The sequence below is a fragment of the Congregibacter sp. genome (assembly GCF_045107095.1).
GTDB lineage: Bacteria > Pseudomonadota > Gammaproteobacteria > Pseudomonadales > Halieaceae > Congregibacter.
Window position 1 is genome coordinate 1 of sequence record NZ_JBGCFU010000119.1, and the last position, 9,957, is coordinate 9,957.

A 9,957-nucleotide genomic window follows, 5' to 3' on the forward strand; every position below is an offset into this window, starting at 1 on the left:
CCCAGTTTTCAATTCGGCTGGGGTCGATGGACTGTATTGCACGCGACTGCCACAGCACTCGCATGCTGTTGGACCATTGCTCGTAGAGATCAAATCCCGAGGGGTCCATGGAGGCTTTGAACAGCACCTGCGCACTGCCACCGGGGCTGTATACGAGATTGATGCCCAGCTCTTGCTCGGCGCGCTGTCGCAGGGGCTCTTGCAGAGTGACGTGAGTCCCGAGTACGCGTACCGTAGGCTTTGCGTCACGTGCAGCGATGATCGCGGGAAAGCCAGCACAGCCAGCAGCTAGAATTGTGCTAGCTTTCTTTAGAACACTTCTTCGCTTTAGTCGAAACGTTTTTTTTACTGTCATGAGAACACCTCGATACCGTCTGTAGGTGAAATACTCTGTTTAGTGTAGCGCTAAAACCGTTTTTCTGCGCGCTTGTGGGAACCCAAGAGGAGTGCATGTTTGCTCATCCAATGAACTTTTTCTATATGCAATTGATGACGGTATCTAATGCAACATGCTGATGATCCTCTGCCCTCATGATTCCTCCTGAGTTACGGATAGCGCTGGGGCGTGTGCTCCCGGGCGCGGAGCTGAGTGTGCAATCAGTGTTGCCGGGTAGAGACCTGTTCCTGGCGCTAATCCGCGACATGTCCCCTCAGCGTCACTTGGACGCAAGTACAGCCCGTCTGGTAATGAATAACCCACTTTATTGGATCTTGTGCTGGGCCTCGGGGCGCGTGCTCGCAGCATATATTCTGGAGCACCCTGAGCTTGTTCGCGATCGTCGTGTTCTGGACTTTGGCAGTGGATCTGGCGTGGTGGCGATTGCCGCCGCTATCGCCGGTGCCACCGAGGCGATTGCATGCGACATTGACCCTCTGGCTCTCGCGGCAACGACGCACAACGCACAGATGAACAAAGTTTCTGTGACCTTAAGTGAGGACTTTGAAAGCGTGGACGGGAACGTCGATGTCATTTTGGCAGCCGATGTCCTCTACGACAAAGATAACCTCCCGTGGTTGCAACGGTTTGTCGATCGCGCAGGCTCGGTGCTCATTGCTGATTCTCGCGTGCGCGATTTCTCCGTGCCTCCCTACGAGAAAATTTGTGAGGAGAAGAGTTGCACGATTCCCGATATGGATGAGTCAGGGGAGTTCAATGTGGTCTCTGTCTATTCAGTGATGTCAAAAAGCGATGCCGCACGCGGAACTGGGTGAGAGCGGGGCCCCCAAAGAAACGGTATGATCACCACTCCTACTCGTCCTCAGTATGTGGTTTAGTCATGCGACGCTGGCCTGTTCTCCTGTCTCTCTCTTTACTCAGCAGTCCCCTGTGGGCCTGGTCTGACCACGCAAGTCTGCTGTGGCCGCTCGTTCGCAGCCAGCCAGAACTGCTCAAACCGTCTCTTGCTGCCGAGTCTTTGAACGACTTCGTTACGGCAGAGGCTGCAGGTCTTGCCGTGGTTCTTGAGCGGCACGAGGCTTACTCCCGCGAATCCATGCCGCACTACGCCCCAAGGCCAGATACCTTAGTGTTTTCCGCGGATGCTGAGGACTTACGAGACGCCTTCTTGCGCGCCATTCGTGTGAACCCCGAGCTTGATTATTCCCTTTATCGCCAAACGACAGTAGAGGACCGGTCTGTGCCTTCATCGCAGGTGCAGCGTTTTGCAGACTTGAGTCCTCTGGCCGGTGGCGTATCTCATGATTCGATTGTTTACATCGCGCTGGAGGTTGGCGATCTTGTGGCGCCGGCTCACGTGCTGGCGACGGGAAGTGACGAGCCAGATTTTGGTCTGGATATTGGTCTCTTCGAAGACAATGGAACGGCGTTCGGAACGCAGTATGGTTTTGGGGTGCAGCCGTTTGGAAACCCCAATCTCGAATACAGCTCACAAGCGCCGTTTCACATGGGGTTCTATCACCTCGACTGGGTAACAAAAAAGGCGCAGCCTGACTTACTACGCACGTATCCTGAGTGGCGGGTGTCGCTGTTTCGGGAGCTGTCACGTTTTGCCTTTGAGACCGGGCACGACTACTGGGGCTGGCGGTTTGCCGGCTGGGGGCTGCATTACATCGGCGATCTATCTCAGCCTTATCACGCACACCCTCTACCGGGCGTTAGCACTATGGCAGGCATATGGACAGTCATGCGCGGAAAGACAGAAGAGGCGATCCAGTTAGTCTCCAACCGTCACGGCGTGCTCGAGTCCTACCAGTATCAGCGGGTGCAAAAAGCCCTGGAAGAAAAGTCCTGGGACAATGTGATTCTAGCGGCAGTAGCCCATGGTGCACCTGTTCCCGAGTTTGACGAATCCACGGTACGCGATGAGCTCACTAAGGAGAGCGTGGCTGTCGGTGGTGATCTCGATGAATCTCTCGAGGAATACATGCCCCCGCGCTATGTGTCCGATGCTGGTTTTGAGTGGAATGGCTCAGGAGAGGAAGCGGCGATTGTCGTGACCGTTGCGAGTGATCGGGGTGATCTGGCCATTGAGGCGCTAGATGCCAAGGTGGCAGAACAAATGACGCGCTTTTCCCGCTTTGCCCAAGCATGGATTAACGATGTCCAGCGGGCGTGGGCAGCCGGCGATTAGTTGATCCCAGCAAGTATTGCCGGTTGCCCATGGAGCTTATCCGGTCTAGTCTCCGTTCTCTTCTTAATAACTGGCAACAGGAATCCCCCGCATGACGGACACCCGAGATTTCGACATTGTGGTTTTCGGCGCTACCGGTTTTACCGGCAAGCTTATCTGTGAATACTTGAAAGAAACCTACGGTACTGACGCCGAGTTTCGTTGGGCGATGGCTGGGCGAAATCTCGCCAAGTTGGAGCAAGTGCGGGAAGAGCTAGGAATTGGTCCCGCGGTGTCGTTGCTGGTGGCGGACAGCGACGATAAGGCGAGTGTCGACGCACTGGCGGGTTCTACTCGGGTCTTGCTGAGCGCGGCGGGTCCTTATCAGCAGTATGGTAGCTCAGTTGTTGAATCCTGCGCTCGTCTGGGCACCGACTACGTGGACCTCAACGGTGAGCCTCTGTGGATGAAGGACATGATTGCGGCGAACGATGCAGCGGCTCGGGAGAGTGGCGCACGCATTGTGTTTTCCTGCGGCTTTGACTCGCTGCCGTCTGACTTGGGCGTGCACCTTCTGCAGCAGGTTGCCAGCGCTAAGTTCGGTGCGCCGCTACCTAGGGTTAAATGTCGAGTAAAGGCAATGCAGGGCACCGCATCAGGAGGCACGGTGGCATCTTTCAAAGGCACTATGGCTTCCGTAAAAGCCGACCCCTCGCTGTTGGCCGACCTCGTAAATCCCTTTGTGCTCACGGACGGCTTTACAGGCCCAGATCAGCCACCAGGCAATGAAGTGCTGTTTGAGGAGGATCTGAACAACTGGTCTGGCCCATTCATTATGGCGTCGATCAATACCAAGAACGTACATCGCTCAAACCAGCTGCTGGGTCATGCCTACGGCAGCGATCTTGTTTACGACGAAATGATTTTGCTCGGCGAGACAAAGCCCGATGCGGCCGGCGGTGACATGGCGCTGGATATGACGCTTCAGCCCGGTGAGGGCCCAAGCAAGGAAGAGCGAGAGGCGGGTTTTTACGACATCCTTTACGTCGGCAGCAATGACGCTGGCGATAGCGTCACGGTGCAGGTCTATGGCGATCGCGATCCTGGATACGGCTCGACCTCCAAAATGATCGCCGAGGCAGCGCTTTGCTTAGCTCAGACTCCCAAGGGCCATGGCGGATGTTTAACCGCAGCGCCGGTTATGGGAGAGAGGCTGCGGGAGCGTTTGCAAGATCACGCAGGGGTGTCGTTCACCGTTTTATAGAGCGCTGTCTGCCGTTACCTGGCCTCTTGGCTTAAGAGCAGCATAACGAACACTCAGCCAGTTGAGCCAATCACTCTGGAGCGCCTCGCTGCCTCCAGGGTAGCGTGAAAGCGTGTCGCGAAGATCGCGTCGAGAGCCGCAACGCCCTGAGTAGGCATCCAGTATGGTGTCGCGAAGCGTTTGTCTTCCAGCCTCCGTATCCATAAGAAAGGCGATGAGTGCCCAGGCACTCGCGTAGCGCCGCTCCGCGTCCTTTAGCATCCAGTTTTCTCTCGATAGCTGCGTGAGGGTATCCATTGGTACTGCCCCGCGCTGCTCAAGCAGCGTCAGATGCTGTTTGTTCTCAGAAAAACCGACGTTCCCATCGACGATGTGTAGCGTTTCGTAATGCTCGGCGAGTCCCTCATTTAGCCACGGTGGTGTCGCACCGAGATGACGCGCAGTAATGAGATGAGATATTTCGTGAAATGCATTGCCGAGCGCACCAGAGCGAAAGGCCGGGGTATGTAGGATCAGGGCCTCATTGCTGCGCATGCGATAGAAACCGGTGGTAGTCCACTCTTCTCGATTGGGCTTGCCGTAGATCTCTCTAAATCTTTGAGCATCCCCCAAAAACCGGATATTGATTTGGGACGGACGCAGTGCCGTGTCGCCAAGCCATTCCCGCCATTGGGCATAGGCATAGGTTGCTCCCTCCGCAATCTCTAACTCAAGCTCCTTGGATAGGGTCGTGCCCTCTGCTTCAATCCGCATTAATAAGGCTGCGTTGTTACTATCAGCAGTGGGACTGGCGGCAGTGGGACTGTCGATAGCGCAATCGCTTGCCGCAAGGCTGTGCCGCGCAGTTGAGAGTGAAGCACCCGGCTGGGACGACGGTGAAGAGTTGGGTGCGGGACTTGCCAGGGGAGCCTCGTAAAACACTGCGACGGCCAATGCCCCCAAGCAGAGACCGGCGATAACCCCTAGAACGACGCCACGCATCACCGCTTTTTGCTGATGAGTTCTGGTGGAACTCCCTTCCATAGCCTGCTACCGCGACCTTAGCCGGGCATGACTTCCTGATAGTCTGCGGTGATTCGATCAAGGCGCTCTTGCACGGCCGGCCAAAAGTCAGGGTGCGTGAACAGGTAGAAAGTGCCTGCAGCCATGCCTGTTACAACTCGCTCGGTGAGCGCTTCGACGCTGATGCCTTCATTGGCGATGATCTCGTCGATTTTGTTCATACCATCCTCTTCCCCTGAGGCATTGGCAGCTTCCGCCGCATCGGGGTGGTTCCGGCGACTCTGGGCAATTCGCGTCTTCACCCAAGCTGGGCACAAGACAGAAATCTCAATATCGGAACCCGCTAGCTCGTGCCGCATAGCTTCGGAGTAGCCCACGACTGCAAATTTAGTAGCGCAATAGGCACCCATGCCGGGGTTTGACACGTGCCCTGCCAGCGATGCGGTGTTGATGATGTAGCAGGGTTCTTTGCAGGCGCGCATGGCTGGCAGAAAAAATTCGACCCCGTAGACAACGCCGAGCAGATTGACGTCTACGACCCAGCGCCAATCCTGAAGCGGAGTTTCTCCAGCTATCGCATGACCCCCGCCGACGCCCGCGTTGTTAAACAGAAAGTTTACTTTTCCGTGCGTTTCTAAGGTGCGCTCTGCAACTTCGCGATAGGCATCGGCATCGCGAACATCGAGAACCTCGGTATGAACAGTGATGCCTTCGCCGCGCAGGTCTTCAGCTGTCTTTGCGAGGGTTTCTGGCTCAACGTCGGCCAACACAAGTGTCATGCCCTTGAGGCCCAGTGCGCGGCCAACTCCCAGACCAATGCCTGCGGCACCGCCAGTGATGAATCCCACAGTGTTTTCAAAGTTGTTCATTGGCTGTCCTTACCAGTAAGCGAATACGAATGACGCTGCGCACAATAAGGGAGACCTTCGTTGGGGTCCAGCGGGTATACTTGTTCGCTGGAGCCAATTTTTTCTGCGTCGGCGTACTTTTTAGGTTCGCTTGCCCACCCTGGAGTTGAGTATGTTTGATCTCTTTCGTTACCCCACCAGCAAAACTGTTTTGTGCACGGCCCTGGCTCTTAGCTTAGGCGCCTGCCAATCAGATGAGGCCCCACTCGCCGAGAGCGATATTGCTGCAGAGACCGCAACGATGGTTGCCGAAGCCGCTTCTGAGCCAGCCGTCGGGTCGGAGCAAGGCAGCCTCGCAGCAGTTCTCGCAGCTCAGCCTGAGGAGGTGCAAGCGCGCTACGGTGCTCGCCATCCGGCCGAGACGCTCGCATTCTTTGGTGTCGAACCCGGCATGACGGTATTGGAAGCTCTGCCCGGGGGAGGTTGGTACAGCAAAATTCTGGCGCCCTATTTGGGCGAGAGTGGCACATTGATTGGGGTCGATTACAGCCCCTCCTTGTTTCCGTTGTTTGGGTTTTTCTCTGAGGAGCAACTCAAGGCCAAGGAAACCTGGGTTGATGATTGGCTAGAAGAGGCCCGTGCGTGGTTCGACACGCCAGTGGCGGATCTTGATGCATTTCAATTTGGTGAGCTGCCGGAGCGCCTTGAAGGTCAGGTGGATGCAGTGTTGTTTGTTCGCGCCTTGCACAATCTCGCGCGTTTCGAAGGGGATGGAGGGTTTCTGACTGCCGCCTTGATGAACACCAAATCTGCGCTCAAGCCCGGTGGTGTTGTGGGTGTCGTGCAGCATATGGCACCGGAGGATGCTTCAGATGCCTGGGCTGATGGTTCTGCAGGTTATTTGAAGAAGAGCTTCGTGATCGCGCAGTTAGAGGCCGCGGGATTCGAACTCGTCGGTGAATCGGATATTAACGTGAACACCAAGGATCAGCCGACTAGTGAGGACATCGTCTGGCGCCTGCCTCCCACTTTGTCGGGCAGCAAGGACAATCCAGAGCTTGCTGCCGCCATGACTGCGGTAGGTGAGTCCACGCGTATGACTCTGCTGTTCAAAAAACCTGAGTAAGCCGGCGTATTGCGACAGACTCAACAAAGGTAAATCAGACGGAGGCCGGGCATCGTTCGGCCTTTAGTCATCCACGCTTTCGTCTTTACTTTCCTTCCTCGTGCCTGTCGACCCTCGGCAGCTGGTTAATTCGCTTCCTGTTTGGTTGGGCGGCGTGGGAGCTAACTGCCTCGGCATTTTGGGTGGGTAGTATCGCCGGGTTGATGCTCGTACCTACTTTTTTGCTCACACCAGTTTTCGGAATAACCGCAGATCGCATTAACCCTCGCAACGGACTTTTGGTCACGGTCACCCTCTGTGGCCTGCTAGCCGGTCTTGCGGGGATTACTGCGACGCTGGGCCTTTTGGAGTTACCTGCACTGGCAGCGCTGGCGCTCGCCTTTGGTGCGGTAACCTCGGCCCATACACCCATTCGGCTGGCGTTTTTGCCCAGACTGGTTGGCCGCGAGGCACTACCAAGCGCCATTGGTTATTCGGCGATTATCTTTAACACTTCTCGGATTATCGGGCCTGCCTTGGGCGCGTGGCTGCTGATGGTCTCGTCCGTACCGGCTGCCTTCGCCACATCGGCCCTAATCTGTGTGGGAGCTGCCTTGCTGTTGACTCGTGTGACCGGGACCGAGCGCAAAGAGGCGAGGGAGGATCGAGGGTCCTTCGTCGCACAGTTGCGAGCAGGCGTGGCTTATCTTCGTCATGACGCGATGTTGAGGCTGGTTTTTCTGATGACGCTGGCTAGCGGGATGCTTGGGCGAACTGTGATTGAACTATTACCGGCAGTGTCTGGAAAGCTCCTCTTTGGTGACTCGTCGACGCTTGCGACACTCACGGCGGCTGCGGGCATGGGGTCCGTCCTGGGTGGCTTATTGGTGTCGAGACAGAGCGGCCGCTTGCGACGGCTGTACCACCTGGTGCTTTTGGGTCTTTCTGTGTCGGCAATGACCGCGCTTAGTGCGGGGTTGTGGCGGGAGCTATGGATCACTGCTATTGCCATTGGATTGATCGCCGGCTGCACAACGACTATTGGTACAGGCTGCCAGGCTCTGACTCAGCTAACCGTTGACGAGAATTATCGCGGTAGGGTGATGAGTCTTTGGGCGGTGGTCGCCATGGGAGCGCCTGCGGTGGGTGCGGTTCTCGTAGGAAGTGTGGCCGACGCGGCAGGGTTCCCCGTAGCGTTTGCGGGCACCGCGTTGTTTGCACTGTTGGTGGTGCTCAACTTACGCAGTCGCGCGCCGGATCAATCCGCGGGCACATGACGGGGGATGCTGCCGTCAGCAATGCGCCTACGATAACGCTGCACCTCGGCCTTTACCTCGGGCGCAAACAGATACAAGCCGATGATGTTTGGCACGGCGATGAGGAACACCATCGCGTCAGAAAATGCTAATACTGACTCCAGTTGGATCATGCAGCCTAACGCCAAAAACGCGCAAAAAATCAGCTTAAACACGTTTTGCACGACTGCGCCTTCACCGAGGAGGTAGGTGCAGGCCTTGAGTCCGTAGTAACTCCAGGACACGGCAGTCGAGAAGGCAAACAAAAGTCCTGCGACGGCCAAAGGGTAGGGCGCCCAACTGACGTGGTGGGCGAAAGCGGCGGATGTGAGAGCGATGCCCTCAAGTCCGCTATCCATCAGTCCATTCGGGAAAGCCGTGACGACGATCACCAGTGAGCTCAAGGTGCAAATCACTACGGTATCGATGAAGGGTTCCAGCAGCGAGACCATGCCTTCAGAGGCAGGCTCGTTGGTTTGTACAGCGGAGTGCGCAATAGACGCTGAGCCAATGCCCGCTTCGTTCGAAAACAAGGCACGCTGGAAACCGACAATCATTGCGCCGATCATTCCGCCGGTCGCACTTTCCAGGGTGAAGGCTGTGCTAAAGATCAGGCTCAGCGCTTGAGGGATCTCGGCGTAACTCATCAAAATGATCACCAGCGCGGATACAACGTACAAAAGCGCCATAGCGGGAACCACTTTTGCGGCAAAGCCGGCGATAGTGCGAATACCTCCGATGATGACGAGACCAACGAGCACTGCAATGCCGAGGCCGAACAACCAGCCCTTGTCGGCAAAGAAACTCTGTTCTCCGCCGCTGATATTCACAAACTGCACATAGGCCTGATTGGACTGAAACATGTTGCCAATACCCAGGCATCCAATCATCAGGCTCGCGGCATAGAAGGCGCCAAGGGCTTTGCCAAGCCTCGGCCAATGGCGCACGCGCAACCAGTGCTCCAGGTAGTACATGGGGCCGCCTGAGACGGAGCCGTCCGGGTTATGCCGGCGGTATTTGACGCCCAGCGTGCACTCCACAAGCTTGGTGGACATAGACAGGAGACCGGCGACCACAAGCCACAAAGCGGCCCCGGGCCCGCCAATCGTAATGGCGACCGCAACTCCTCCGATATTGCCGATACCCACGGTACCTGAGACCGCTGTGGCTACAGCGCGGAAATGCGAAATTTCTCCCGGTGCTGCCGGGTCATGATAGTGGCCCCGGACAATCTTGAGAGCCAGCGGAAAGCCCCGGATGTTCAGAAAGCCCAGATACACGGTAAAAAAGCTAGCGGCGATGGCGAGCCACATCACGATCCAGGGAACAGGGATTCCTGCGATAGGGACCTCATAGAAAATGAATGCCGCGAGGCCATCGGCAAAGGGTTTGATGAGGGCTTCGACAGTGGCATCAATTGACTGGGGCATGCTTGAGTCTCTGAGGTCTTGATGACGACCATACCGACTGTGGCGAGCAACACAAGTTATGGGTGGGGCAGTGCGGCGATGCAAACCACAAAAGACTAGTTTTAGTGGGGCGGAAGCGCCGACAATACCCGGATCGTTTAGAAGAGTCTGAGAGTAAAAGCCATGAGTAACTATTTGGTGATCAATCCCTGGAACAATGAAACCCTTGGGAAGCATAGCTATGCCGATAACACCGCTATTGCTGAAGCGCTCGCCACTCTCCGCCGTGGCGAGGACGTCCAACGGACTCTATCTGCACATGAGCGCTCGGATGTATTGCGACGGCTCGCGGCTCTGCTTAAAGATCACCGGGAAGAGCTCGCTGCGCTGATAACTGCGGAGATCGGTAAAACCATCTCTGATTCAAGAGTTGAACTGGATCGGGCGATCAACACCACTATCGC

Annotated in this window: 9 protein-coding genes and 1 pseudogene; 6 read left to right on the forward strand and 4 right to left on the reverse strand. The window is 56.3% G+C overall.

Going from position 1 to position 9,957, the window contains the following annotated elements; translation table 11 throughout:
• Positions 1-355, reverse strand: a pseudogene (locus AB8B76_RS14320) (signal peptide prediction); the annotation flags it as partial.
• Between the two features lie 236 nt (positions 356-591).
• On the opposite strand from AB8B76_RS14320, the gene AB8B76_RS14325 reads away from it, so the two are divergent.
• The 3 genes from AB8B76_RS14325 (at position 592) to AB8B76_RS14335 (ending at position 3,834) form a co-directional block, all read left to right on the forward strand.
• Complete coding sequence (locus tag AB8B76_RS14325; protein WP_405273497.1) at positions 592-1,212, forward strand: class I SAM-dependent methyltransferase; 621 nt, start codon at positions 592-594, stop codon at positions 1,210-1,212.
• Positions 1,213-1,277: 65 nt separating this feature from the next.
• Positions 1,278-2,591: a hypothetical protein gene (locus AB8B76_RS14330; RefSeq protein WP_405273499.1), complete on the forward strand. Its 1,314-nt coding sequence runs from the start codon at positions 1,278-1,280 to the stop codon at positions 2,589-2,591.
• Positions 2,592-2,682: 91 nt separating this feature from the next.
• Entirely contained in the window at positions 2,683-3,834 is a 1,152-nt protein-coding gene (locus AB8B76_RS14335) for a saccharopine dehydrogenase family protein (protein WP_405273501.1), read from the forward strand.
• Here AB8B76_RS14335 and AB8B76_RS14340 read toward each other — a convergent pair.
• The gene (locus AB8B76_RS14340; protein WP_405273503.1) at positions 3,829-4,857 is read right to left on the reverse strand and encodes a hypothetical protein; all 1,029 of its coding nucleotides are present in this window, start codon (positions 4,855-4,857) and stop codon (positions 3,829-3,831) included. The two genes, AB8B76_RS14335 and AB8B76_RS14340, sit on opposite strands and share 6 nt — an antisense overlap.
• A gap of 17 nt (positions 4,858-4,874) precedes the next feature.
• Entirely contained in the window at positions 4,875-5,705 is an 831-nt protein-coding gene (locus AB8B76_RS14345; RefSeq protein ID WP_405273505.1) for an SDR family NAD(P)-dependent oxidoreductase, read from the reverse strand.
• Between the two features lie 151 nt (positions 5,706-5,856).
• Between AB8B76_RS14345 and AB8B76_RS14350 the strand changes: the two genes are divergently transcribed.
• Together AB8B76_RS14350 and AB8B76_RS14355 are read left to right on the forward strand one after the other, a co-directional pair.
• Positions 5,857-6,810 (forward strand): class I SAM-dependent methyltransferase, encoded by a 954-nt coding sequence (locus AB8B76_RS14350; RefSeq protein ID WP_405273507.1) that lies wholly within the window; start codon positions 5,857-5,859, stop codon positions 6,808-6,810.
• Positions 6,811-6,818: 8 nt separating this feature from the next.
• Entirely contained in the window at positions 6,819-8,066 is a 1,248-nt protein-coding gene (locus AB8B76_RS14355; RefSeq protein WP_405273513.1) for an MFS transporter, read from the forward strand.
• On the opposite strand, the gene AB8B76_RS14360 is transcribed toward AB8B76_RS14355, so the two are convergent.
• On the reverse strand, positions 8,048-9,514 hold the full coding sequence (locus AB8B76_RS14360) for an alanine/glycine:cation symporter family protein (RefSeq protein ID WP_405273509.1): 1,467 nt from the start codon (positions 9,512-9,514) through the stop codon (positions 8,048-8,050). The genes AB8B76_RS14355 and AB8B76_RS14360 overlap by 19 nt on opposite strands.
• A 162-nt stretch (positions 9,515-9,676) precedes the next feature.
• Here AB8B76_RS14360 and AB8B76_RS14365 point away from each other — a divergent pair.
• A partial coding sequence (locus tag AB8B76_RS14365) for an aldehyde dehydrogenase family protein (protein ID WP_405273511.1) occupies positions 9,677-9,957 on the forward strand: 281 nt, incomplete at its 3' end.